Origin of the sequence: Mycobacterium sp. E183 (assembly GCF_001667735.1) — a bacterium.
Taxonomy (GTDB): domain Bacteria; phylum Actinomycetota; class Actinomycetes; order Mycobacteriales; family Mycobacteriaceae; genus Mycobacterium.
Map to the genome: position 1 here is coordinate 17,286 of NZ_LZJN01000187.1, position 23,455 is coordinate 40,740.

At 70.1% G+C, this 23,455-nt stretch carries 26 protein-coding genes; 19 read left to right on the forward strand and 7 right to left on the reverse strand.

The features are described 5' to 3' along the window. Positions 1–5 precede the first annotated feature (5 nt). Genes A5691_RS22415 through aroQ form a run of 5 tightly spaced genes read left to right on the forward strand, consistent with a single transcriptional unit; the run spans position 6 to position 3,724 of the window. Positions 6–425, forward strand: coding sequence for an A24 family peptidase (locus A5691_RS22415; protein WP_067752803.1), 420 nt, complete (start codon positions 6–8; stop codon positions 423–425). 32 nt (positions 426–457) lie between these two features. Then, entirely contained in the window at positions 458–1,663 is a 1,206-nt protein-coding gene (aroC, locus tag A5691_RS22420) for a chorismate synthase (RefSeq protein WP_067752806.1), read from the forward strand. Beyond that, complete coding sequence (locus A5691_RS22425; RefSeq protein ID WP_068017943.1) at positions 1,663–2,199, forward strand: shikimate kinase; 537 nt, start codon at positions 1,663–1,665, stop codon at positions 2,197–2,199. Before aroC ends, A5691_RS22425 begins: the two co-directional genes overlap by 1 nt. After that, positions 2,196–3,287, forward strand: a complete 1,092-nt coding sequence (aroB, locus tag A5691_RS22430) for a 3-dehydroquinate synthase (protein WP_067784198.1) — start codon at positions 2,196–2,198, stop codon at positions 3,285–3,287. Before A5691_RS22425 ends, aroB begins: the two co-directional genes overlap by 4 nt. After that, entirely contained in the window at positions 3,284–3,724 is a 441-nt protein-coding gene (gene aroQ / locus A5691_RS22435; protein ID WP_067752822.1) for a type II 3-dehydroquinate dehydratase, read from the forward strand. Before aroB ends, aroQ begins: the two co-directional genes overlap by 4 nt. On the opposite strand, the gene A5691_RS22440 is transcribed toward aroQ, so the two are convergent. Further along, on the reverse strand, positions 3,721–4,404 hold the full coding sequence (locus A5691_RS22440; protein WP_067784200.1) for a B-4DMT family transporter: 684 nt from the start codon (positions 4,402–4,404) through the stop codon (positions 3,721–3,723). The two genes, aroQ and A5691_RS22440, sit on opposite strands and share 4 nt — an antisense overlap. Before the next feature lie 33 nt (positions 4,405–4,437). On the opposite strand from A5691_RS22440, the gene A5691_RS22445 reads away from it, so the two are divergent. The 6 genes from A5691_RS22445 (at position 4,438) to A5691_RS22470 (ending at position 10,347) form a co-directional block, all read left to right on the forward strand. Further along, a complete protein-coding gene (locus A5691_RS22445) occupies positions 4,438–5,556 on the forward strand; it encodes a Xaa-Pro peptidase family protein (protein ID WP_067784202.1) in 1,119 nt (372 codons plus the stop codon). 50 nt (positions 5,557–5,606) lie between these two features. Beyond that, positions 5,607–5,828, forward strand: a complete 222-nt coding sequence (locus tag A5691_RS22450) for a hypothetical protein (RefSeq protein ID WP_067752831.1) — start codon at positions 5,607–5,609, stop codon at positions 5,826–5,828. Positions 5,829–5,967: 139 nt separating this feature from the next. Next, entirely contained in the window at positions 5,968–6,531 is a 564-nt protein-coding gene (gene efp / locus A5691_RS22455; protein ID WP_067282552.1) for an elongation factor P, read from the forward strand. After that, positions 6,528–7,025, forward strand: coding sequence for a transcription antitermination factor NusB (nusB, locus tag A5691_RS22460; protein WP_068017946.1), 498 nt, complete (start codon positions 6,528–6,530; stop codon positions 7,023–7,025). Before efp ends, nusB begins: the two co-directional genes overlap by 4 nt. Next, positions 7,022–7,426 (forward strand): antitermination protein NusB, encoded by a 405-nt coding sequence (locus A5691_RS22465; protein WP_067752838.1) that lies wholly within the window; start codon positions 7,022–7,024, stop codon positions 7,424–7,426. Before nusB ends, A5691_RS22465 begins: the two co-directional genes overlap by 4 nt. A gap of 68 nt (positions 7,427–7,494) precedes the next feature. Then, positions 7,495–10,347 carry an aminotransferase class I/II-fold pyridoxal phosphate-dependent enzyme gene (locus A5691_RS22470; protein WP_068017949.1) on the forward strand — a complete coding sequence of 951 codons (2,853 nt, stop codon included), beginning with the start codon at positions 7,495–7,497 and terminating at the stop codon, positions 10,345–10,347. A 1-nt stretch (position 10,348) separates the two neighbouring features. Here the strand turns inward: A5691_RS22470 and A5691_RS22475 are convergent, their stop codons facing one another. Further along, entirely contained in the window at positions 10,349–10,618 is a 270-nt protein-coding gene (locus A5691_RS22475; protein WP_068017951.1) for a hypothetical protein, read from the reverse strand. Between the two features lie 46 nt (positions 10,619–10,664). Continuing rightward, positions 10,665–11,441, reverse strand: coding sequence for a hypothetical protein (locus A5691_RS22480; RefSeq protein ID WP_067784049.1), 777 nt, complete (start codon positions 11,439–11,441; stop codon positions 10,665–10,667). A gap of 296 nt (positions 11,442–11,737) precedes the next feature. Here A5691_RS22480 and A5691_RS22485 point away from each other — a divergent pair, with 296 nt between their 5' ends. The 7 genes from A5691_RS22485 to A5691_RS22515 all read left to right on the forward strand — a co-directional run bounded on the left by A5691_RS22485 (position 11,738) and on the right by A5691_RS22515 (position 19,849). Further along, on the forward strand, positions 11,738–12,994 hold the full coding sequence (locus tag A5691_RS22485) for an MFS transporter (RefSeq protein WP_067886995.1): 1,257 nt from the start codon (positions 11,738–11,740) through the stop codon (positions 12,992–12,994). Positions 12,995–13,185: 191 nt separating this feature from the next. After that, positions 13,186–13,920 carry a GntR family transcriptional regulator gene (locus A5691_RS22490; protein ID WP_067784051.1) on the forward strand — a complete coding sequence of 245 codons (735 nt, stop codon included), beginning with the start codon at positions 13,186–13,188 and terminating at the stop codon, positions 13,918–13,920. Further along, the gene (locus A5691_RS22495) at positions 13,917–14,147 is read left to right on the forward strand and encodes a ferredoxin family protein (RefSeq protein WP_067752861.1); all 231 of its coding nucleotides are present in this window, start codon (positions 13,917–13,919) and stop codon (positions 14,145–14,147) included. Before A5691_RS22490 ends, A5691_RS22495 begins: the two co-directional genes overlap by 4 nt. 14 nt (positions 14,148–14,161) lie before the next feature. After that, a complete protein-coding gene (locus tag A5691_RS22500; RefSeq protein ID WP_067886982.1) occupies positions 14,162–15,550 on the forward strand; it encodes an ABC transporter substrate-binding protein in 1,389 nt (462 codons plus the stop codon). Then, a complete protein-coding gene (locus A5691_RS22505) occupies positions 15,547–16,404 on the forward strand; it encodes an ABC transporter permease (RefSeq protein ID WP_067886984.1) in 858 nt (285 codons plus the stop codon). Before A5691_RS22500 ends, A5691_RS22505 begins: the two co-directional genes overlap by 4 nt. Continuing rightward, positions 16,401–17,153, forward strand: coding sequence for an ABC transporter ATP-binding protein (locus A5691_RS22510; RefSeq protein ID WP_067752871.1), 753 nt, complete (start codon positions 16,401–16,403; stop codon positions 17,151–17,153). Before A5691_RS22505 ends, A5691_RS22510 begins: the two co-directional genes overlap by 4 nt. Then, positions 17,150–19,849: a fumarate reductase/succinate dehydrogenase flavoprotein subunit gene (locus A5691_RS22515; RefSeq protein WP_068017953.1), complete on the forward strand. Its 2,700-nt coding sequence runs from the start codon at positions 17,150–17,152 to the stop codon at positions 19,847–19,849. Before A5691_RS22510 ends, A5691_RS22515 begins: the two co-directional genes overlap by 4 nt. Positions 19,850–19,913: 64 nt before the next feature. Here the strand turns inward: A5691_RS22515 and A5691_RS22520 are convergent, their stop codons facing one another. The 4 genes from A5691_RS22520 to A5691_RS22535 all read right to left on the reverse strand — a co-directional run bounded on the left by A5691_RS22520 (position 19,914) and on the right by A5691_RS22535 (position 22,742). Next, positions 19,914–20,453 (reverse strand): GNAT family N-acetyltransferase, encoded by a 540-nt coding sequence (locus A5691_RS22520; protein WP_067752877.1) that lies wholly within the window; start codon positions 20,451–20,453, stop codon positions 19,914–19,916. Between the two features lies 1 nt (position 20,454). After that, positions 20,455–21,660, reverse strand: coding sequence for a serine hydrolase (locus A5691_RS22525; RefSeq protein ID WP_068017956.1), 1,206 nt, complete (start codon positions 21,658–21,660; stop codon positions 20,455–20,457). Between the two features lie 4 nt (positions 21,661–21,664). Next, entirely contained in the window at positions 21,665–22,030 is a 366-nt protein-coding gene (locus A5691_RS22530; protein WP_067752883.1) for an STAS domain-containing protein, read from the reverse strand. Positions 22,031–22,109: 79 nt separating this feature from the next. Continuing rightward, positions 22,110–22,742: a class I SAM-dependent methyltransferase gene (locus tag A5691_RS22535; protein ID WP_082950454.1), complete on the reverse strand. Its 633-nt coding sequence runs from the start codon at positions 22,740–22,742 to the stop codon at positions 22,110–22,112. Positions 22,743–22,945: 203 nt separating this feature from the next. Between A5691_RS22535 and A5691_RS22540 the strand changes: the two genes are divergently transcribed. Then, a complete protein-coding gene (locus A5691_RS22540; RefSeq protein ID WP_067752889.1) occupies positions 22,946–23,377 on the forward strand; it encodes a cellulose-binding domain-containing protein in 432 nt (143 codons plus the stop codon). Positions 23,378–23,455: the final 78 nt, after the last annotated feature.

Below are 23,455 nucleotides of genomic sequence, written 5' to 3' on the forward strand. Positions count from 1 at the left end.
AACCCATGCGGCTTGGAGCGGTTGTGGCGGTGCTCGCGTGGCTGTTGCTGCTGAGCGGCTGCGACGTCCGCGAGCGCCGGTTGCCGAACGTGCTCACGCTGCCCGGGGCCGGGGTGATCCTGCTGACGGCAGCGGTGGCCGGGCGCGGCTGGGCCGCGCTGGCCGGCGCGACGGCGCTGACCGCGATCTATCTGCTGGTGCACTCGCTCGCCCCGGCCGGGATGGGCGCCGGGGACGTCAAGCTGGCGATCGGCCTCGGGGCGCTGGCGGGCTGTTTCGGGGTCGGGACGTGGTTCCTGGCCGCGCTGGCCGCGCCGCTGCTGACGACGGTGTTCGCGGCGCTGTGCGGCGCGCGGGCGGTGCCCCATGGCCCGTCGATGTGCCTGGCCACCGCCACCGCGATCGGCCTGTTTCTCGGGATTTAAGCCCGCGCCGGACCCCATGGGAGAATGGCCGGGTGTTGCGTTGGATCACCGCCGGGGAGTCGCATGGCCGTGCGTTGGTGGCCATGCTCGAGGGCATGGTCGCCGGCGTGGAGGTCACCTCCACCGATATCGCCGACCAATTGGCCCGCCGCCGGCTCGGGTACGGGCGCGGCGCGCGGATGAAGTTCGAGCGCGACGCGGTGACCGTGCTGTCCGGGGTCCGCCACGGCATCACGCTGGGCGGCCCCATCGCCATCGAGATCGGCAACACCGAGTGGCCCAAATGGGAGACCGTGATGGCCGCCGACCCGGTGGACCCGGCGGAGCTGGCCAACATCGCGCGCAACGAACCGCTCACCCGCCCGCGGCCCGGGCACGCCGACTACGCCGGCATGCTCAAGTACGGCTTCGACGACGCCCGCCCGGTCCTGGAGCGCGCCAGCGCCCGGGAGACCGCCGCCCGCGTCGCGGTGGGCACGGTCGCGCGGTCCTTCCTGCGCCAGGCGCTCGGCGTCGACGTGCTCTCCCACGTCATCGCGATCGGCCCGTCGGCGCCCTACGACGGCCCCCCGCCCCGCCCCGAAGACCTGCCCGCGATCGACGACAGCCCCGTGCGCGCGTATGACGAGGAGGCTGAGAAGTCCATGATCGCCGAGATCGAGGCGGCCAAGAAGGACGGCGACACCCTCGGCGGCGTGGTCGAGGTGGTGGCGACAGGCCTGCCGGTGGGCCTGGGCTCGTTCACCAGCGGCGACAACCGGCTGGACAGCCAGCTCGCCGCCGCGGTGATGGGCATCCAGGCCATCAAGGGCGTGGAGATCGGCGACGGCTTCGAGACGGCGCGCCGCCGCGGCAGCCGCGCGCACGACGAGATGTATCCCGGCCCCGACGGCGTGGTCCGCTCGACGAATCGCGCCGGTGGGCTGGAGGGCGGCATGACCAACGGCCAGCCGCTGCGGGTGCGGGCCGCGATGAAGCCGATCTCCACCGTGCCGCGCGCGCTGGCCACCGTCGACATGGCGACCGGCGACGAGGCCGTCGCCATCCACCAGCGCTCGGACGTGTGCGCGGTGCCCGCCGCGGGGGTGGTGGTCGAGGCCATGGTGGCGCTGGTGCTCGCCCGCGCGGCGCTGGAGAAGTTCGGCGGCGACTCGCTCACCGAAACCCGGCGCAACATCGAGGCGTATCAGCGCGCGGTCGCCGACCGGGAAGCGCCGGCCGCCCGGGGGACCGCTTGATGGCGCCCAGGGCGGTACTCGTCGGGCTGCCGGGTTCGGGCAAGTCCACCATCGGGCGGCGCCTGGCCAAGGCGCTCGGCGTCGAGTTCCTCGACACCGACGCGGCGATCGAGCAGCGGACCGGGCGCAGCATCGCCGACATCTTCGCCACGGACGGCGAGCAGGAGTTCCGCCGCATCGAGGAGGACGCGGTGCGTGCCGCGTTGGCCGACCATGACGGCGTGGTGTCGCTCGGCGGCGGCGCGGTCACCAGCCCCGGGGTCTGCGAGGCGCTCGCCGGCCACACGGTCATCTACCTGGAGATCAGCGCCGGCGAAGGCGTGCGGCGCACCGGCGGCGGCGCAGTGCGCCCTCTGCTCGCCGGCCCCGACCGCGCCGAGAAGTTCAAAGCGCTGATGGCCAAACGGGCCCCGCTGTACCGCCGTGTCTCGACGATCCGCGTCGACACCAACCGCCGCAACCCCGGGGCGGTGGTGCGCTACATCGTGTCCCGGCTGCAGACGCCGGAGAACGCTCACGCGGAGGCCACCACATGACCGCGCCCGTCACCGTCGAGGTGGCCGTCGAACCGCCCTACCCGGTGGTCATCGGCACCGACCTGGGCGACCGGCTGGTCGAACTGCTCTGCGACCGGCACCGGGTGGCGGTCGTACACCAACCGGTGCTGGCGCACACCGCGGAAGCGATCCGAAGCCGCTTGGCGGACAAGGGCGTTGACGCCCATCGCATCGAAATCCCGGACGCCGAGGCCGGCAAGGACCTACCGGTCGTCGGATTCCTCTGGGAAGTGTTCGGCCGCATCGGCATTGACCGCAAAGACGCGGTGGTGAGCCTGGGCGGCGGCGCCGCCACCGACGTCGCCGGGTTCGCGGCGGCCACCTGGCTGCGCGGCGTCGACGTGGTCCACATTCCCACCACGCTGCTGGGCATGGTCGACGCGGCCGTCGGCGGCAAGACCGGCATCAACACCGACGCGGGCAAGAACCTGGTGGGCGCGTTTCACCAGCCGCTGGCGGTGCTGGTCGACCTGGCGACCCTGGAAACGTTGCCGCACAACGAACTCGTCGCCGGGATGGCCGAGGTCGTCAAGGCCGGGTTCATCGCCGACCCGGTGATCCTCGACCTCATCGAGGCCGACCCGCAAGCCGCCGTGGACCCGACCGGTGACGTGCTGCCGGAACTGGTCCGACGCTCGATCGCCGTCAAGGCGAACGTGGTCGCCGCCGACGAGAAAGAGTCGGAGCTGCGCGAAATCCTCAACTACGGCCACACCTTGGCGCATGCGATCGAACGCAGGGAACGCTACGAGTGGCGCCACGGCGCCGCGGTGTCCGTGGGCCTGGTCTTCGCCGCGGAGCTGGCCCGCCTCGCCGGGCGCCTCGACGACGCCACCGCGCAACGCCACCGCACCGTCCTTTCGGCGCTGGGCCTGCCGGTCGCCTACGACGCCGACGCGCTGCCGCAGCTGCTGGAATACATGGCCCAGGACAAGAAGTCGCGGGCCGGTGTGCTCAGGTTCGTGGTCCTCGACGGGCTGGCGAAGCCGGGGCGGCTGGCCGGGCCCGACCCGTCGCTGCTGGCGGCCGCGTACGCGGGGCTGTCGGAGGAAGAAGGGGCCCGATGACCACCACCGTCAACGTCATCAACGGCCCGAACCTGGGCCGGCTGGGCCGCCGCGAGCCCGACGTCTACGGCGACACCACGCACGACGAACTGACCGCGCTCATCGAGCGGGAGGCCACCGCTCTCGGGTTGAAAGCTGTTGTGCGCCAAAGTGATAGCGAAGGGCAGCTGCTGGACTGGATCCATGCGGCCGCCGATGCCGGCGAACCGGTGATCCTCAACGCCGGCGGCCTCACCCACACATCGGTGGCCCTGCGCGACGCGTGCGCGGAGCTGCGAGCGCCCCTGATCGAGGTGCACATCTCCAATGTGCATGCCCGCGAGGAGTTTCGGCGCCACTCGTACCTCAGCCCCGTCGCGACCGGGGTGATCGTCGGGCTGGGAATTCAGGGCTACCTGCTCGCCCTGCGCTACCTGGCGGACGCCGCCAAGGCCTAGTCCTTCTTGGGTTCCTTGCCCGGCTTCGTGGCGTCGTCACCGCCGTCGGTGCGGATCACCTCGGTCTTCGGCTCGTGGTCGGCCGCGGTGTGGATCGTCTCGGTCGGCTCGTCACGCTCGGCCGTGGCGACCGAAGCGGTCCGCTCCTCGTGCTGGGCGCCCGCGGTGGGAATCTCACCGGTCGGCGCGTCGTCACCGCGCACCGCGGAGAACACGTCGGTGTCGGCGCGCTCCTCGTCCGCTCCCTTCTGCCGGGGCGGGGGATTGCGGTCCACCCGCCAACGGCCGATGGTCACGCCGATGATCCCCGGCAGGAACACGCAAAGGGCGGTGAACGCCGCGAACGTCGTCACCTCGTTGATCAGCCCACCCGTGTAGAGGCCGTTGTACACCAGCGAGATGAGCCAGGACACGGCCCCGCTGAGGATGCCGGCCACCAGGCCGGCCAGCAGCCACGTCATCGCCAGGTCGCGCCGCCGGTCCGGGTCGGGGTTCGCGATGGCGTCGGCCCGGCCGTCGACCACCCCCCATACGGCCACGCCGATGACGAACAGCAGGAGCAGCACCACGCTGAACAGCCCGGCCTGCGTCTGCCACGCGTTGATCAACGCGCCTTGAACCAAGCGAACGACAACCATCGCCGCGGCGTAGACCAATCCGCGCAGCATCCAGGACCTCATGGGCAATCAGCGTAGCGAGTACCGTCAAGGGTCGTGACACATTCTCAGCGTCGGGACAACCTGAAAGCGCAACTCGGTGCCAGTGGACTGGACGCGATGCTGGTCAGCGACCTGAACAACGTGCGCTACCTGTCGGGGTTCACCGGATCGAACGGCGCGTTGCTGGTCTTCGCCGACGATCGCGGCCCCGTGCTGGCCACCGACGGCCGGTACCGCACCCAGGCCGCCGAACAGGCGCCGGGGCTCGAGATCGCCATCGAACGTGCCCTCGGGCGCTATCTGGTCGGCCGCGCCGCCGCGGACGGGGTTTCGAAGCTGGGCTTCGAGAGCAATGTGGTGACCGTCGACGCCTTCGACGCCCTGACCAGCGAACTCGGCGAGCGCAGCGCGGCCACCGAGCTGATGCGCGCCGCCGGGACCGTCGAGGCGCTGCGGGAGATCAAGGACGACGGCGAGGTGGCGCTGCTGCGGCTGGCCTGTGAGGCGGCCGACGCCGCGCTCGCCGATCTGATCGAGCGCGGCGGCCTGCGGCCGGGCCGAACCGAACGCGAGGTGAGCCGGGACCTGGAGGCGCTGATGCTCGACCACGGCGCCGACGCGATCTCGTTCGAGACCATCGTGGCCGCCGGGCCGAATTCGGCGATCCCGCATCACCGCCCCACCGATGCGGTGCTGGCCACCGGTGACTTCGTCAAGATCGATTTCGGCGCGCTGGTGGCCGGCTATCACTCCGATATGACCCGCACGTTCGTGCTCGGCAAGGCCGCCGACTGGCAGCTGGAGATCTACCAGCTGGTCGCCGATGCCCAGCGGGCCGGCCGCGAGGCGCTGCGGCCGGGCGCGAGCCTGCGCGACATCGACGGCGCGGCGCGTCAGCTGATCGTCGACGCGGGCTACGGCGAGCAGTTCGGCCACGGCCTGGGTCACGGCGTGGGGCTGCAGATTCACGAGGCACCGGGAATCGGCGCCACGTCCACCGGCACCCTGTTGGCGGGTTCGGTGGTGACCGTCGAGCCCGGCGTCTACCTGCCGGGCCGCGGCGGCGTGCGCATCGAGGACACCCTGGTCGTGCCCCACGAGGAGGCGGCGGCCCGCGGGCACGCGCCGGAACTGCTGACCCGGTTCCCCAAGGAGTTGGCGGTCCTCAGCTAGGTCACGTGCGCCCTGTGGCCGGCGGGCGCCCCGGGGTAAAGTCGGGTGGCGTGAACGGGGTGGAGCCAATCGAACGTGGCCTGGCGCGCCTGCGGGACTTCCGGTGGGACCTGAACGCCCAGCCGCTGCGGGAGCTGCGGCTCGAGGTCGACATCGTGTATTTCACCGTCCCGGTGCCGTTTTCCGGCGGGAGGAAGCTCAGCGTTCCCTTCTTGACGATGATCAAGCGGGTACCCCCTTCGCCCACCGGGCCGGCCGAGACCGGCCCGTAACGCGAGAGCGGAAGGCAAGCTTCCCGCCGGTCATGGGCCACCCGACGCGGGGGCACCGGCCGACTCCCGCTCTAGACTGACGAACAAGTTGCAGACAGTCGGCGAACGACTGTCCATCCCCTAGGAGATACACCGAACCGTGGCAAGCACCGCCGATTTCAAGAACGGACTGGTGCTGGTGATCGATGGCCAGCTCTGGCAGATCGTCGAGTTCCAGCACGTCAAACCCGGCAAGGGACCCGCCTTCGTGCGCACCAAGCTCAAGAACGTGCTTTCCGGCAAGGTCGTCGACAAGACGTACAACGCCGGCGTGAAGGTGGAGACCGCCACGGTCGACCGGCGCGACACCACCTACCTGTACCGCGACGGCTCGGACTTCGTGTTCATGGACAGCCAGGATTACGAGCAGCACCCCCTGCCGGAATCGCTGGTCGGCGACGCCGCCCGGTTCCTGCTCGAGGGCCTGCCGGTCCAGGTGGCGTTCCACAACGGGGCGCCGCTGTACATCGAGCTGCCGGTGGCGGTCGAGATGGAGGTCACCCACACCGAGCCGGGCCTGCAGGGCGACCGGTCGAGCGCCGGCACCAAGCCCGCCACCGTGGAGACCGGGGCGGAGATTCAGGTGCCGCTGTTCATCAACACCGGGGACAAGCTCAAGGTGGACACGCGCGACGGCAGCTACTTGGGGCGCGTCAACGCGTGAGCAGGCCCGTCGGGGGACGCCATCAGGCCCGCAAGCGCGCCGTTGACCTGCTGTTCGAAGCCGAGGCCCGCGGGCTGGGCCCGGCCGAGCTCGTCGACGTGCGAACCGCGCTGGCCGAGACAAACCCCGACGTGGCGCAGCCGCAGCCCTACACGGTCGCGGCGGCCCGCGGGGTCGGCGAGCACGCCGCCCACATCGACGACCTGATCAGCTCGCACCTGCAGGGCTGGACGCTGGACCGGCTGCCCGCCGTGGACCGCGCCATCCTGCGGGTGGCGGTATGGGAGCTGCTCTACGCCGACGACGTCCCGGAGCCGGTCGCCGTGGACGAGGCCGTGCAGCTGGCCAAGGAACTGTCCACCGACGATTCGCCGGCCTTCGTCAACGGCGTGCTGGGCCAGGTCATGCTGGTGACGCCGCAGATCCGGGCGGCCGCCGCGGCGGTCCGGTCCAGCGCGGCGCACGCGCCGGAGAACGAGGAACCGCAGGGGTGACCCGGCTGGAGCTGCGCGCCGTCATCGCGGGCTTGCTGGCCGCGACCGTGGTGCTGGGCGCCGTCGTCTGCGCGGCCTTCGGGTGGACCATCGTCGCCTCGGCCCTGTCGATCTACGGGCTCGCGGTGGGCGCCTGGCTGTACCACTGCGTCGAACGGCTGATCGTGGCCCGCCGCATCAGCACGGTTCGCAGCGCGGCAAAGCCGCTGCAACCCCTGCTGCCGGTGATGGCGGCGATCATGGGCCTGACGCAGGCCGTGGTGCGATCGCTGTCCGACGTCACCGAGCTGCCGGCACGTCGCTGGGATCTCCCGGTGCTGCGCTGGGTGGACGGCACGCGCGCCAACCGGCGCGTGGTGGACGCCGACGACGGTGACGACGGGATCACCGAATCGACCTGAGGCGAAACGATCACGTGGGCGGCGCGGCGGGGTGAGAATACAAGTCGCTCAGAAGAACAGGTGAGATCATGACTCGATACACCACCCAGCCGCGACGACTCCGCGTCTCCGCGCTCGCGGCGGTGGCCAACCCGTCCTACGCCCGCATCGACACCTGGAACCTGCTCGACGACGCGTGCCGCCACCTCGCCGAGGTCGACCTGGCCGGGCACGACAAGACGCACGACGTGGCCCGGGTGAAACGGTTGATGGACCGCATCGCCGCCTACGAGCGGTATTGGCTGTACCCGGGCGCGGCGAACCTGGCGACCTTCCGCGCGCACCTGGAGAGCCTGTCCACGGTGCGGCTCACCGAAGAGGTCTCGATGGCCGTGCGGCTGCTGAGCGAATACGGCGACCGCGCAGGGCTTTTCGACACCTCCGCGCCGCTGGCCGACCAGGAGCTGGTGGCCCAGGCCAAGAAACAGCATTTTTACACCGTGCTGCTCGCCGACGACGCCCCCGCGACGGCCCCCGACTGCCTGGCCGAATGCCTGCGGGCGCTGCGCAACCCCTCCGACGACGTGCAGTTCGAAATCCTGGTGGCGCCCAGCGTCGAGGACGCCATCGCCGCCGTCGCCCTGAACGGCGAGATCCAGGCCGCGATCATCCGCGACGACCTGCCGCTGCGCTCCCGAGACCGGCTGCCGCTGATGAACACCCTGCTCGGGGCCAACGAGGACGTGGACATCCCCGACCGCGCCAACGACTGGGTGGAGTGCGGCGAATGGATCCGCGAGCTGCGGCCCCACATCGATCTGTACCTGCTCACCGACGAGTCGATCGCGGCCGGCGACGACACCGAGCCCGACGTATACGACCGGACGTTCTACCGGCTCAACGACGTGACCGACCTCTACAGCACCGTGCTCGCGGGGCTGCGGAACCGTTTCTCCACACCGTTTTTCGACGCGCTGCGCGCGTACGCGGCGGCGCCGGTGGGGCAGTTCCACGCGCTGCCGGTCGCGCGCGGTGCCAGCATCTTCAACTCGAAGTCCTTGCAGGACATGGGCGAATTCTACGGCCGCAACATCTTCATGGCCGAGACCTCGACCACCTCCGGCGGCCTCGACTCGCTGCTCGACCCGCACGGCAACATCAAGAAGGCGATGGACAAGGCCGCGCACACGTGGAATTCCAACCACACGTATTTCGTCACCAACGGCACCTCGACGGCCAACAAGATCGTCGTGCAGTCGCTGACCCGGCCGGGCGACATCGTGCTGATCGACCGCAACTGCCACAAGTCGCACCACTACGGGCTGGTGCTGGCCGGGGCGTACCCGCTGTACCTGGACGCATACCCGTTGCCGCAGTTCGCCATCTACGGGGCGGTGTCGCTGCGCACCATCAAGCAGACGCTGCTCGACCTCGAGGCGGCCGGCCAACTGCACCGCGTGCGCATGCTGCTGCTGACCAACTGCACCTTCGACGGGGTGGTCTACAACCCGTTGCAGGTCATGCAGGAGGTGCTGGCGATCAAGCCCGACATCTGCTTCCTGTGGGACGAGGCGTGGTACGCCTTCGCCACCGCGGTGCCGTGGGCACGGCAGCGCACCGCCATGGTGTCGGCCGAGCGCCTCGAGCAGATGCTGGCCTCCCCGGAATACGCCGCCGAATACCGGAAATGGGCGGCCGAAATGGAACGGGTGCAAAACGGGGGGGACCGGTCCGACTGGGTGGACCGCGCGCTGCTGCCCGACCCCGCCAAGGCGCGGGTGCGGGTCTACGCGACGCACTCGACGCACAAGTCGCTCTCGGCGCTGCGGCAGGCGTCGATGATCCACGTCCGCGACCAGGACTTCAATGCCCTGAACCGGGATGCCTTCGGTGAGGCGTTCCTGACCCACACCTCGACGTCGCCGAACCAGCAGTTGCTGGCGTCGCTGGACCTGGCGCGCCGCCAGGTCGACATCGAGGGTTTCCAGCTGGTCCGGCAGACCTACGACATGGCGCTGGTGTTCCGGCATCGGGTGCGCCGAGACCGGTTGATCAGCAAGTGGTTCCGCATCCTCGACGAGTCCGACCTGGTGCCCGAGGAATTCCGGGCGTCGTCGGTGAGCTCGTACCGCGAGGTCAGGCAGGGCGCGCTGGCCGAATGGAACGAGGCGTGGCGCTCCGATCAGTTCGTGCTGGATGCGACGCGGGTGACCCTGTTCGTCGGCAAGACCGGGATGAACGGGTATGACTTCCGCGAGAAGATCCTGATGGAGCGATTCGGCATCCAGATCAACAAGACGTCGATCAACAGCGTGCTGTTGATCTTCACCATCGGCGTCACGTGGTCCAGCGTGCACTACCTCCTGGACGTATTACGCAGGGTCGCAACCGATTTCGACCGCGCCGAGAACGCGGCCAGCGTCGCCGACCGGGCGTTGCAGGAGCGTCACGTCGAGGAGATCACCCAGGACCTGCCGCACCTGCCCGACTTCAGCGAGTTCGACGTCGCCTTCCGGCCCGTCGACGCGTGCGTCTTCGGTGACATGCGGTCGGCCTTCTACGCCGGCTACGAGGAGTCCGATCGCGAGCACGTCCTGATCGGCATGGCGGGGCGGCGGCTGGCCGAGGGCAAGACGCTGGTGTCCACCACGTTCGTCGTGCCCTACCCGCCGGGATTCCCGGTGCTGGTGCCCGGGCAGGTGGTCTCCAAGGAGATCATCTACTTCCTGGCCCAGCTCGACGTCAAGGAGATCCACGGGTACAACCCAGACCTCGGGCTGTCGGTCTTCACCGAGTCCGCGCTGGCGCGGATGGAGGCGCAGCGCAACGCGGCGCTGGCCGCGGTCGGTACCGCCTATCCGTCTTTCGAGTTGCCGTCGGACGCCACCGGCATGAACGGGGCCCGCAACGGTGATCGCGCCGCCGTGAGCGAAGACGCCTGAGTTAGCCGGCCTGCCGGCCCGGATCCGACGTGGGCTGCGCGGGCCAGCCGAGCTCCCCTCGCAGGAGCCCGCGCGCGATCGCGTCGTGCCGGGCCGGGCTGCCGGCCGGAGCGCTCGTGGGGCAGGTGCAATTGAGGGTGTTGAACGGGCTGGGATCGGCGTTGGCCGGCGCGGCCGCCAGTAGGGTGGAGCCGAGGACCGTGGCGGCGAAAATCAGCAGTTGGGTGAGCGCGCCGTTCTGACGACGCGCGGGGCGTGCGGTATCAGACATGACAACTTAAGCGTAGGTCGCGGAGCTGGGAAGCCGCTGAGAGCGGTCAGGCGTCTTCCCGGGCCGCACTGGGGTGGCGTCCCGGCCGCTGCGGCAGCACGACGAGCAGGGCCACGATGACCGCGGCGAGCACCGCCGAGGCCAGCGGGCGGCTCAGGGCCAGGCCGCCGTCGGCCACCGGCTTGTCGATGAAGTCGCCGACCGTCGCGCCCAGCGGCCGGGTCAGGATGAACGCGACCCAGAACAACGCGACGCGCGAGATGCCGGTCCAGTAGTAGAGGGCGATCACCACGGCCAGGCCGGCCGCGAACACCAATGCGCCACGCTCGTAACCGAATCCGCGGGTGTCGGCCAGCCAATCGCCGAGCGCGGTGCCCAGGGTCTGCGAGAAGGTGATAGTCGCCCAATAGAAGGCCTCGACCTTCGGCGTCGACACGGTGGTGACCGATACGGTCCCCTCCGTCCAGCGCCAGAGGCCCAGGGTGGCCATCAGGCAACCCAACAGCAGCAGCGACCCTCCGGTGTACCCGATGCCCAGCGACCGGTCGGCGAAGTCGGCCAACGTCGTGCCGAACGTCGTCGACGCCACGATCGTCGCCCAGTACAGCGACGCATGGAAGCGCTTGGCCAGGATCTGTGCGGCAACCAGCACCACCAGCGCGACACCGAAGAGCGCGACCCCGGCGGCATAGCCCCAGTTCAGCGTCATCGTGACGGTATCGCCGCCGGTCTCACCCAAGGTGGTGGCCAAGATCTTGATGATCCAGAACCCCAGGGTTACCGCCGGAACCTTGGTCAACGCCTGCCGCGAAACGTCACTCATCCACAGTCCAGTTCGTGTCGGTGGTCATGCGCTTCGAGGGTAGCCGCGCTGAGAAAACGCCGTATTGACGCATAAGAAAAGGCTATGTTCACGCTGTGAATCGCCCTGGTGACGAGGTGGTTGCACCGCGTGGCCAAATGATCACGCACACAACGCAATTCGCAAATTCTGTCCCCTTGGACCGGACGTGAATGCTGAGCTCTTGTTATCAAATACCTTAGCGTTCAATAAGTTACGGTGTCGCCGCGGCGCCGAGGTGCCCGGCGAACGATGAAGCCCGTGCCACCATGGATTGCATGCTTACCGAGGCCGGCGGCGCACACCAACTCGGCGCGGGCGCGCGCTGGTCGGTCATGGCCGTCTCCCTGGGGGTTACGGCGACCTCGTTCCTGTTCATCAACGGCGTTGCGTTCCTGATCCCTTCGCTGCAGGGGCGCAGGGGCATTTCGTTGACCGAAGCGGGCCTGTTGTCATCGATGCCGAGTTGGGGCATGGTCGTCACGCTCGTGCTCTGGGGCTGGGTGCTGGACCGCGTCGGTGAGCGGGTCGTGCTGACCGCCGGTTCTGCGCTCACGGCGGTGGCGGCGTACGCGGCGGCGTCGGCCCACTCGATGGTGGCCGTCGGGGTCTTCCTGTTTCTCGGGGGGATGGCCGCCGCCAGCTGCAACACCGCCGGCGGCCGGCTGGTGTCCGCCTGGTTCCCGGCGCATCAACGGGGCCTGGCGATGGGCATCCGCCAGACCGCGCAACCGTTGGGGATCGCCCTGGGTGCGCTCGTGATACCGGAGCTGGCCGAGCGCGGTCCCCGTTCCGGGCTGATGTTCCTCGCGCTGATGTGCACGGTGGCCGCGATGGCCAGCGCGCTCGGGATCGTCGATCCGCCGCGAAAATCCCGCAAGATAGCCACCGAGGCCGAGCTGGCCAGCCCGTATCGCGGATCGTCCGTGCTCTGGCGAATTCACGCGGTGGGCGCCCTGCTGATGGTGCCGCAGACGGTGACCGTGACCTTCATGCTCGTGTGGCTGATACACCACCACGGGTGGTCGGTCGCCGCCGCCGGCGGCCTGGTCACCGTGTGTCAATTGCTGGGCGCGGCGGGCCGAATCGCCGTCGGGCGCTGGTCGGACCGCGTCGGCTCGCGGATGCGGCCGGTCCGCACCATCGCGGTCGGCGCCGCGCTGACCCTGTTGCTGCTCGCCCTCACCGACGGCACCGGTTCGGGTTACGACGTGTTGCTCATGGTCGTCATCTCGGTGCTCGCGGTGCTCGACAACGGGCTCGAGGCCACCGCCATCACCGAGTTCGCCGGACCGTTCTGGAGCGGGCGCGCGTTGGGTCTGCAGAACACCACCCAACGGCTGACGGCCGCCGCCGGGCCCCCGCTTTTCGGTGCGCTGATCATGGCCGCCGGATACCCGCCGGCCTGGGCGCTGTGCGCGTTGTTTCCGTTGGCGGCCGTGCCATTGGTGCCCGCGCGGTCGCGCCCTGCCGGATCGCAAGGTGTACCGCCGGGGCCCGGCCGCGATCCCGAGATGGTCAGCGCTTCGCGATAGCCCGTGCCCCAAACGGTTCCGCTCACCGCGATCGGAACCACGACGGCGGCGCCGGGGTGGCGCAATGGTGCGCCGGCTCCCGGTTTTGGCTGGTCGCCGATGAAAGCGCCCCGGCGCAATGCCCCGAGGCGCCGGCGGGGGCCCTCGTCGCTTGGCCGAAATGCGCCCCTGAGCCGCGTTAGCGTGGCCGCGTGGCGCAACCGATCAGCAGCGAGCCCAGGGCCGACCGCGCCCGCCGGGTCGCCGACGTGTTGCGCCAACAGATCCACGCCGACGCCTATCCCGCCGGGTTGCCGGCCGAACACGACCTGGCGGCCGAATTCCTGGTGTCGCGCAACACCGTTCGTGAGGCGCTTGCGCTGCTGAAGCACGAGGGGTTGATCGAGCGCGGGCCCAAGGTCGGCACGCACGTCGCCCAGCGCAAGTACTCGCACGGGCTGGACGCGTTGCTGGGGCTGAAGGAGACTTTCAAGAACCTGGGTGAGGTGCGCAACGAGGTGCGCGCCGCAATGCCCGTCGCCGCGCCGCCGTCGGTGGCCCGCCGGTTGGGGCTGGCGCCCGGCGAACAGGCGGTCTTCATCGAACGCCTGCGCTACCTCGGCGACCTGCCGCTCAGCCTCGATCTGACCTACCTGGCCCCGGGTATCGGGGAGCAGGTGCTGCGCCATCCGCTGGAGACCAACGATGTGTTCGCGCTCATCGAAGAGGTCAGCGGGCAGCGGCTGGGCTCGGCGTCGCTCGCGCTGGAGGCCATCCCCGCCGACGCGCATTCGGCGGCCACCCTGCAGGTGCCCGACGGGGCCGCACTGCTCATGCTGGAGCGGCTCACCAGTCTCGCCGACGGCACACCCGTTGACTTGGAGTACATCCGGATGCGTGGCGATCGAATCACCATGCGCGGCAGCCTGACAAGGAGCGATACATGACGCTGGTCAACAACACCCGGGCCGACGTGCCGGTGACGATCGACGAGTCGTTGTGCATCGACGGCTGCACCCTGTGCGTCGAGGTCTGTCCGCTGGACGCGCTGGCGATCAACCCCGACACCGGCAAGGCATTCATGCACGTCGACGAGTGCTGGTACTGCGGCCCCTGCGCGGCTCGGTGTCCGACCGGCGCCGTCACCGTGAACATGCCCTATCTCCTCCGCTGAAACCCGATGCCATCATGAAAAAGCATGCCCTCCGGCTGCTTTCGGTGGCGAGCGCGCTGGCCGTGTTCGCCAACGGGTGCTCGCTGGAATCGTTCTCGCAATCCTCCGGCGTGGTCAACGTCGTGGTGGGATACCAGTCGAAGACCATCAACACGGTGACCGCCGGCACGCTGCTGCGTGCGCAGGGCTACCTCGAGCGGCGGCTCGCCGACATCACCACCCGCACCGGCACCAGATACGCCGTGCGCTGGCAGGATTACGACACCGGCGCCCCGATCACCGCCCAGATGCTTGCCGAGAAGATCGACATCGGATCGATGGGCGACTACCCGATGCTGATCAACGGGTCCAAGACCCAGGCCAACCCGCTGGCCCGCACGGAAATGGTGTCGGTCACCGGCTACAACCCCAAGGGCGCGCTGAACATGGTTGTGGTGGCGCCCGATTCGCCGGCGACCGCGCTCGCCGACCTGGCCGGCGCCAAGGTGTCGGCCAGTGTGGGCTCCGCGGGCCACGGCACGTTAGTGCGTGCGCTGGGCAGGGCCGGCATCACCGGCGTCGAGGTACTCAACCAGCAGCCCCAGGTTGGCGCGTCCGCACTGGAATCGGGTCAGGTGAACGGGCTTTCGCAGTTCGTCGCGTGGCCCGGGCTGCTGGTGTACCAGGGCAAGGCCAAGCTGCTGTACGACGGGGCCGAGCTGAACCTGCCGACGCTGCACGGCGTGGTGGTGCGACGCGCATATGCGTCCTCGCACCCGGAGGTGCTGGCGGCGTTCCTGCAGGCGCAACTGGACGCCACCGACTTCCTCAACGATAAGCCGCTCGAGGCGGCGCGCATCGTCGCCCAGGCCAGCGGTCTGCCGCAGGAGGTGGTGTACCTCTACAACGGCCCCGGCGGGACGTCGTTCGACACCACGCTCAAGCCGTCGCTGATCGGCGCGCTGAAAAGCGATGTGCCCTACCTGAAATCGATCGGTGACTTCGCCGACCTCGACGTGGGGAAGTTCGCGGTGGACGATCCGCTGCGCGCGGTGTTCGCCGCCCGCGGGCTGGACTACGCCGCCACCCGGGCGCGGGCCACCAACCCGTCCCTGCTCTCCGGCGACCCCGCGCTGACCAGCGAGCTGTGGTTGGACGGCGCCGACACGACGCAGACGGTCGCGAACCCCACCGGCTTGCTGCGGGCGGTCGCCGAGGCCACCGCCCGCGGCGGGAAAATCCGCGCGGCCTACGTTCCCGACGCCGAGCTCGGCACCCGGTGGTTCGCCGACAAGGCGGTGTGGGTGAAAGACGGCCGAAACTATCTGCCGTTCGGCACGCAGGCCGGGGCGCACCGGTACCTGGGGGCCCACCCGGGCGGCGTCGTGATGAATTACCAGCAGGCACTGGGAGGTTCGGTATGACCGTCGAAGCAGTGGCCGACCGGGCGCCCGGCGTGATCCCGACGCCCGCGCTCGCGCATACGCGGCGGCGCACCTCCGCCTGGGGGTCGCGGCTGCTGCGGCTGGCGTCGGTGCTGGCCGCAATCGGGTTGTGGCAGTTGCTCACCGCGGGCAAGGTGCGGCTGCTGCTGCGGTTCGACACGTTGCCCACCGTCACGCAGATCGTGCACGCGCTGCAGCGGCGGCTCGGTGCCGGCGAGTACTGGCTCGACCTGGCGCAGTCGTTGATCCGCATCCTCACCGGCTTCGGGTTGGCGGCCGTGATCGGCGTGGCGACCGGTGTCCTGCTGGGCCGTTCGCGCCTGTTCGCCGACCTGTTCGGTCCCCTGGCCGAGTTGGCGCGCCCCGTCCCCGCGATCGCGATCGTGCCCGTGGCGATCCTGCTGTTCCCGACCGACGAGGCGGGCATCGTGTTCATCACGTTCCTCGCCGCCTACTTCCCGATCATGGTCAGCACCCGGCACGCCGTGCGGGCGCTGCCGACCCTGTGGGAGGACTCGGTGCGCACGCTGGGCGGTGGCCGGTGGGCGGTGCTGACCCAGGTGGTGCTGCCGGGCATCTTGCCGGGCGTGTTCGGCGGCCTGTCGGTCGGCATGGGCGTGGCCTGGATCTGCGTCATCTCCGCCGAGATGATCTCGGGCCGCCTCGGCGTCGGCTACCGCACCTGGCAGGACTACACCGTGCTGGCCTACCCGCAGGTGTTCGTCGGCATCATCACCATCGGCGTCCTCGGGTTCGCCACGTCGGCGGCCGTCGAGTTGGTCGGCCGGCGGGTGACGCGCTGGTTGCCCCGAGCACAGGAAGGCTTGCGATGACCACTGCGGCACAAACCGGAACCAGTCTTGAGCTCGAAGCGGTTCGGTTGTCCTACACCGGGACTCCGGTCATCGACGGGCTGAGCCTGACGGTGCGCCCCGGGGAGATCCTGGTGCTGACCGGGCCGTCGGGCTGCGGCAAGTCGACGCTGCTGCGCGCCCTGGCGGGGCTGCTGCGGCCCGACGCGGGCCGGGTGCTGGCCGACGGCGCGGAGGTCACCACCACCTCGGGTGACCGCGGCATGGTGTTCCAGGACAACGCGCTGCTGCCGTGGCGAACCGTGCGGTCCAACATCGAGCTGGCGCTGCGGCTGCGCGGCGAGCCCCGGGCCACCCGTCGCGCGCAGGCCGAGCGCTGGATCGACGAACTCGGGCTCGCCGGTTTCGGCCACTTCCTGCCCAAAAGCCTCTCCGGCGGGATGCGCCAACGGGTCCAGCTCGCCCGCGGCCTGGCGGGTGCGCCCCGCGCGGTGATGATGGATGAGCCGTTCGGCGCGCTGGATACTCAAACCCGGGCGGCCATGCAGCGGCTGTTGATCGACACCTGGCGCACCCATCCCACGACGATCGTCTTCGTCACCCACGACGTCGACGAGGCGCTCGCGCTGGGGGACCGGATCGTCGTGCTGGGCCGGGCTGGGGAGCCGCCCCGCGCATCCATCGACGTGCCTGATCCGCGCGGAGAGCTGCCGAGGGACGGGTTGCGCGCCGAAATCATTGCCGCCCTGGGCAACTTGGTGGCGGCATGATGGAGATCCCGGACCCGGCGACCCCCCTCCGCCTCGACTGCGACGTGCTGGTCATCGGCGGTGGGACCGCCGGCACCATGGCGGCGCTGTCGGCCGCCGAGCACGGCGCCCAGGTGCTGCTGTTGGAGAAGGCCCACGTCCGGCACTCCGGCGCGCTGGCGATGGGCATGGATGGCGTGAACAACGCCGTCATCCCGGGCAAGGCCGAACCCGAGGATTACGTCGCCGAGATCACCCGCGCCAACGACGGAATCGTCAACCAGCGCACCATCTATCAGACCGCCAGCCGAGGATTCGCGATGGTGCAGCGGCTGGAACGCTACGGGGTGAAGTTCGAGAAGGACGAACACGGCGAGTACGCGGTGCGCCGGGTGCACCGCTCCGGCTCCTACGTGCTGCCCATGCCGGAGGGCAAGGACGTCAAGAAGGCGCTGTACCGGGTGCTGCGGCAACGGTCGATGCGCGAGAAGATCCGCATCGAGAACCGGCTGATGCCGGTGCGGGTGCTGACGTCCGATGGCCGCGCCGTCGGCGCGGCGGCGCTGCACACCCGCACCGGTGAATTCGTCGCGGTCGGGGCGAAGGCGGTGATCCTGGCCACCGGAGCGTGCGGGCGGCTGGGGCTGCCCGCGTCGGGCTATCTGTACGGCACGTACGAGAACCCGACGAATGCCGGCGACGGGTACGCGATGGCCTTCCACGCGGGTGCGGAGCTGTCGGGAATCGAGTGTTTCCAAGTCAACCCGTTGATCAAGGATTACAACGGGCCGGCCTGTGCGTACGTCGCGAACCCGTTCGGCGGCTACCAGGTCAACGCACACGGTGAGCGGTTCGTGGACTCCGACTACTGGTCGGGTCAGATGATGTCGGAGGTGAAGAGCGAGATCGATTCCGCCCGCGGGCCCATCTACCTCAAGGTCTCCCACCTGCCCGACGAGACGCTGACCGCGCTGGAGAACATCCTGCACACCACCGAACGGCCGACGCGGGGCACCTTCCACGCCAACCGCGGCCACGACTACCGCACCCACGACATCGAGATGCACATCTCCGAAATCGGTTTGTGCAGTGGGCATTCGGCTTCCGGGGTCTGGGTCGACGAACACGCCCGCACCACGGTGCCCGGGCTGTACGCCGCCGGCGACCTGGCCTGCGTCCCGCACAACTACATGATCGGGGCGTTCGTCTTCGGCGATCTCGCCGGCACCGACGCGGCCGCGGCCTGCGCGGAAAGCACTGCGCCGCAGGAGCTTCCGGGCGAGCAACTGCGCGACGCGCACGAGCTGATCTACCGCCCGCTGCGGCATCCGGACGGCCCGCCGCAGCCGCAGGTCGAATACAAGTTGCGCCGGTTCGTCAACGACTACGTGGCACCGCCCAAGACGGCGGCCAAGCTGTCGATCGCCGTGCGCACCTTCGACCGCATGCGGGCCGAGATCGCCGAGATGGGGGCTCGCAATCCGCACGAGCTGATGCGAGCCGTCGAGGTGTCGTTCATCCGGGACTGCGCCGAGATGGCCGCCCGATCGTCGCTCACCCGCACCGAATCGCGCTGGGGCCTCTACCACGACCGCGCCGACCTGCCCGGCCGCGACGACAGCGAGTGGGGCTACCACCTCAACCTGCGCAAGGGCGCCGACGGCGAGATGGTGTTCCTGAAGCGGCCGGTCGCCCCGTACTTCGTGCCGGTGCCGGAACTGGACGGCCTGCCGCCCGCAGACCAGACCGTGCGGGCGGTCGAGGAGCCGCCGCTCGTCGGCGGCCAGGCCCCGGCCACCACTGCGTCCCGGATCGCTTCGGCCGCAACGTCATTCGAGCCGCCCTCGCCGCGCATCGCCGAAGTCCTGGCCCTCGAGGAGCCGACGATCGCCGGGCTGCGGCCGTACCTGAGCGACCCCGACCCCGGCGTGCGCCGGACGGCGGTGGCCACCCTCACCGAACACATCCCCGAGGGCTATGCGCCCGCGTTGGTCGCCGCGCTGGACGACGCCGACGCCGCCGTGCGCCGCACCGGCGCCGAGGGGATCCGCGAGCTCGTCGAGGTGCTACCCGAGCCCGACGCCGTCCAGCCGCGGCTCAGCTCGGGCGACGTGGTGGTGCGGGCGGCCTCGCTCTACGTGCTGGCCGCGCGCCGGGTCGGCGACCCCGAGGACTACCGCCGCGCGCTCACCGATCCCGACCACCGGGTGCGCATCGAGGCCGTGCGGGCGCTGGTGTCCGTCGACGACGTGGCCGGGGTGGTCGCCGCCACCGGTGACGAGAGCCGCGAGGTGCGGATCGTCGCGGCCGCCGGGCTGGCCACGCTGCGCGGCGGCGGCGAGGCGGTCAGCGCGCTGATCACCGACCCGGACCCGTTGGTGCGCGCGGCCGCGCTGGCCGCGCTCGGTGAGCTTGGTTGCCGCCCAGCGGATCTCGCCGCCGTGAAAGCGGCGTTGCGGGCCCCGGCGTGGCAGGTGCGGGAGGGGGCGGCGCGCGCGCTGGCGGGCGCGCCGGCCGACGTCGCGGTGCCGGCGCTGGCCGAGGCGCTCGCCGACGCCCATCTCGACGTGCGCAAGGCGGCCGTGCTGAGCCTGACCCGCTGGGCCGGCGAACCCGCCGCGCGCGATGCGCTGAGCATCGCCCTCAAGGACGGCGACGCCGACGTGCGGGCCTACGCGCGCCGCGCGCTCGACCACGCGCGATCGACTGTGCGCTGAGGGCTTTCAGTGTGCGCTCAGGGCGGCGACACGCCGGTAAGCCCCGCCTTGGCCGCACACCCGTTCAGCGCAGGATCCTCGCGTAGAGCAGGCTGTCCTGCGGTTCGAGCCCCAGGTTGGGGTAGACCGCGTGGCGGGCCAGGCGCCCCTCCAGCACGAACCCGGCGCGCTCCAGCAACCGGGCCGAGCGCTCGTTGTCGACGTTGCACGTGGCCCACACCCGATACACGGCCCGGTCGCTGTCGAGCGCGGTCAGCAGCATGTCGAGCACCTCGCCCATCAGGCCCTTGCCCCACCATCGGCGGCCGAGGCAGTAACCGATCTCCACCGAGTGCGGCACCGGGCGCCGGCAACTGGTCAGCCCGACCACTTCACCGCTGTGCCGCAATTCGATCGCCCACGTCCGCTCGTCAGGGGTGGCGTTGAGCTTTTCGGTGATCACCCGCCGCGTCGCCGCCACGTCGGGATGCGGCGCCCACATCAGGTACCTGGTGACCTCGGGATCGCGGGCGACCCGCTGGAACAGCGCGCCGGCGTCCTCGAGCACGGGCCTGCGCAGCACGAGGCGGGGTCCGGTGATGCGGTCGGGCGGATAATCGACCACGTCAGAGGCCGAGCGCTTGATAGGTCCGCCGGACGAATTTCGGTTGCGCCGATTGCAGTTTCGCCAGCGACGTGTTGCCGGCGATCGCCGCCGCCACGTCCGCGGACATGTCGGGCAGGTTCTGCACCAGGTACAGCAGAACCAGGTCGGCGGTCGGGTCGGCCTGCCACCACGTCCCGTAGGCGCCCGGCCAGCTGAACGTCCCGAGCCCGCCCGGCCCGAACAGCGGCGCGCTGCGGGCGGGGTCGGTAACCACCGACAGGTTCAGTCCGAAGCCGCGGCCGACCCAATAGGGCGCCCCGAGGAAGTCGTGGCGCTTCTGTTCGTCGGTGAGCCGCTCGGTCCGCATCAGCCGGGCCGACTCGGGGGAGAGCACCCGCACGCCGTCGATCGTCCCGTCGCCCAGCAGCATCCGCACGAAACGCAGGTAGTCATCGGCGGTCGACCACAGCCCGCCGCCGGCGTTGCAGAAGGACGGCGGCTTGATGTGTGGCGGCCCCATCGCGTCATGGTGCAGCCGGCCCTGCCCGTCGAGCCGGTACATGGTCGCCGCGCGGCGGCGCGCGTCGGGGGACACGAAGAATCCGGTGTCGGGCATGCCGACCGGACCCAGGACCCGTTCGTCGAGCACCTCGTTGAACGGTTCGTCCTCGATGCGCGACGCGATCACGCCGAGCAGGTCGATGGAGTGGCTGTAGGTGAGCCGGTCACCGGGCTGATGCACCAGCGGCAGCTTGGCCAGCTCGGCGAGCCAGGCGTCCGGGCCCTGGTTGAACGGCAGCCGCACGTAGGCCTTCGCGATCGGCCCGGACACCGAGAAGCCGTAGGCCAGGCCGCTGGTGTGGGTGAGCAGGTCCTCGATCAGGATGGCGCGCCCGAGCGGGTGCGTGCGGTCGAGCGGGCCGTGCGGGTCGTCGAGCACCCGCACGCCGGCCAGCTCCGGCGCCCAGCGCACGACCGGGTCCTTCAGCGTCAGCTTGCCCTCGTCGACCAGGCTCATCACCGCTGCGACGGTGACCGGCTTGGTCATCGACGCGATCCGGAACAGCGTGTCGCGCTGCATCGGCAGGCCGGCGTCCACGTCGCGGTAACCGATTTCGTTGACCTGCAGGACTTCTCCACGCTGCCAGACCAGCGTCAGCGCGCCGGCGAGCAGCCCCGCGTCGACCACTTCGCGAATGGAGGCCGCATTGACGTCGAGATTCACCCGGTCAGGTTAGCTCCGGGCCGCGGGGAGCCCCGGCCAAGGCCTCGTCCACGGTGGGGTAGAGGTCGATGAACTCGTCGAGCCCGACGATGCGCAGCGGCCGGCTGGTGGCCGAACCGTCGGCCGCGACGCGCAGCGAGGTCGGGCTGTTCTCGGTCAGCCGATGTACCTCGACCAGCACGGTGATGCCCGCGGAGGACAGGAAGTCGACCTCGGTGAGGTCGATGACCAGCACCGCGGGCGTGCCGGCCAGGGCAACGTCGATGTGGGTGGCCAGCGACGGTGCGGTGATGATGTCCACCACGCCGCTGACCTGCAACACCACCGCATCCCCGGCTTCGCGGCGGGTTACCCAGAACTCCTCGCTCACGCTCCGAACGTACTTTCTTCTCGGCGGCGGCCGACCACCCGGGCCGAAAACCCGCGGTCGCGACGAGCGGCCGGTTCGGTCAGCGCCGTCGCGCCCGGACGTACCAGAACGCCATCTCGACTTCGGCGCCGTCCACTTCCCGGCGCATCGTCGCGGGCTGAAGCGACTCGATGTCCCACCCCGCGCCGCCGAGCACGTCCCGCAGCGTCTGCTCCGAGACCGCCGGCCGGGGCCAGCGCTCGTCGGGGGCGTTCGCGTCCGAGAAGCAGCTCATCAACAACGTGGCGCCCGGTCTGGTCGCCCGGTGTACCGCGGCGGCGTAGCTGCGTTTGCCGTCGTCGTCGAGGCAGTGGAACATGCCGCTGTCGATCACGGTGTCGAAGGCGTCGGAATAGCCCTCCAGCTTGGTGGAGTCGGCCACCGCGAACGTGACGTCGGCTCCGGCGTCATTTGCACGGCGCTGGGCGGTCACCAGCGCGGCGGGCGAGATGTCCAGCCCGGTGACTCCGAAGCCGTTGCGAGCCAGATAGATGGCGTTGTCGCCGAGCCCGCAACCGATGTCGAGGACCTCGCCGTGGACCCAGCCGCCGTCGTGCCAGGCGACGACGCTGTCTTTGGGCGCCTTGGTATCCCAGGGGGGTGTGGCCATCGGTGGGATGCCTTCGCCGGGGCTTTCGCCGCGGTAGAGCGCGTCGAAGTCCATTCGCTGCATTCGGGAGAATCCAGAGCCCGTCATTTTCGCCAGGGTAGCGCGACACGGCGTCGCCGCGAGGCGGGCACGAACCGCCCCGGCCGCGTGGCAACGCGGCGTCGTATCGAGGCCAAAATTTCATGACGGTTTCGGTTGGGCAAAGGTACTGCAGCGTGCCGCGATGCGCCGGCCGATAACGCCCGCTTGCCTTTAATGTGGGCCGCATGGCCGAACTGAACAAATACGTGAAGCGCTGGCGCACAGCCCTTCACGTATCCGTGTCGGCATTGCTGGTCGCCACCTTCGGACTCGCCGTCACCCCGGCGGCTCATGCGGCCGCGCCCGCCTCGGCGACGCTGTCGGTGGAACATGCGTGGCAGACCGGTTTCATCGCCAACTTCACCGTCACCAACTTGAGCCTGGTGCCGCTCACCGATTGGCGGATTGACTTCGACATGCCGGCCGGACAATCCGTCCTGCACACCTGGAACAGCAACATCACCCAATCGGGCACCCACTTCACCCTTACCCCCGCGAACTGGAATCGCAGCATCGCACCCGGCGGTTCGGCGACGGGCGGCATGAGGGGCGCGCTGACCGGTTCCTTCACACCCCCGTCGAATTGCGTGCTCAACGGGCAAGTTCCCTGCACCTAGGGGCGGTCTCGCGGCCCTCGCCGCGGTAGAGCCGGAGTCCGTTCGCCCCTCCCGGGCGACGGCTGAGCCCGTCATACC